A 1,159-nucleotide genomic window follows, 5' to 3' on the forward strand; every position below is an offset into this window, starting at 1 on the left:
CGACCATGATCGCGGCGGGCCTGCCGGTGCTGGAGGGGCTGACCATCACCGCCCGCACCGTCTCCAACCGCGCCCTGCGCCGCGCCACCGAACAGATGGCCGAGGCGGTGCGCGAAGGCGGGGGCCTGTCGGCCGCCATGCGCCGCGCCGAGGTTTTTCCGCCGATCCTCGTCTACATGACCGCATCCGGCGAAAGCAGCGGCCGGCTGGAGCCCATGCTGGAGCGGGCGGCCGACTATCTGGAGCGTGAATTCTCCAACTTCACCGCCGTGATGCTCAGCCTGCTGGAGCCGGCGATCATCGTGGTCATGGGCGGGATCGTCGCCGTGATCGTGCTGTCGATCCTGCTTCCCATCCTTCAGATCAACACCCTGGCTCTGGGGTGAGAGAGGCATTGATGTCCGTTCTCAAGACCTGTGCTCGACGTCTGCGCCACATCGCCAAGGCGCGCGCCCGGCGCGCTCAAGCAGCGAGCCGCCGCGCGGCGAGCGGTAGCGCACGACAAGGCTTCACCCTTGTCGAACTCATGGTTGTCATCGTCATCATCGGCCTGTTGGCGACTGTGGTGGCGATCAATGTCCTGCCCAGTCAGGACAAGGCCATGGTCGGCAAGGCGCGGGCCGACATCTCGGTGCTGGAGCAGGCGGTGGAGACCTATCGTCTCGACAACCTGACCTTCCCGACGGACCCGCAGGGGCTGAAGGCCCTGACCGCGCCGCCTGCCGATCTGGCGCGGCCGGAACGCTATCGTGAGGGCGGCTATGTGCGCCGCCTGCCGGAAGATCCGTGGGGCAATCCCTATCAGTACCGTCGCCGCAGCGCCCATGGCGGCCAGTTCGACATCTGGTCCTTCGGCGCCGACGGCCAGGAAGGGGGCGAGGGGAATGACGCCGACATCGGCAACTGGCAGGGCTGACCGCGCCCGATCGATGCGCGTGCTCAAATATGCTCAGGCAGCGAGCCGCCGCGCGGTGAGCGGTAGCGCACGACAACTCGCTCAAGCAGCGCGCGCCCGAAGCGCGCGCGGTAGCGAACAAAGAATGGGCTTCACACTTGTCGAATTAATGGTCGTCATCGCCATCATCGGCGTGGCGGCCGGGGCGGTGGTGCTGTCCATGCCGGACCCGCGCCCGACGCTGGCGGTCGAGGCCGAGCGGTT

3 protein-coding genes are annotated in these 1,159 nt (G+C 67.5%); all 3 read left to right on the forward strand.

Annotation, left to right across the window (positions count from 1 at the left end; all coding sequences use genetic code 11):
* On the forward strand, window positions 1–386 hold a 386-nt coding region (locus tag RT567_RS17095; protein ID WP_313577371.1), incomplete at its 5' end, for a type II secretion system F family protein.
* A gap of 11 nt (window positions 387–397) precedes the next feature.
* Complete coding sequence (gene gspG / locus RT567_RS17100) at window positions 398–916, forward strand: type II secretion system major pseudopilin GspG (protein ID WP_313577372.1); 519 nt, start codon at window positions 398–400, stop codon at window positions 914–916.
* A 124-nt stretch (window positions 917–1,040) separates the two neighbouring features.
* Window positions 1,041–1,159 (forward strand): type II secretion system protein (locus RT567_RS17105; RefSeq protein WP_313577373.1); only part of this gene is annotated, 119 nt, incomplete at its 3' end.

The organism is Brevundimonas sp. (assembly GCF_032107865.1).
GTDB lineage: Bacteria > Pseudomonadota > Alphaproteobacteria > Caulobacterales > Caulobacteraceae > Brevundimonas.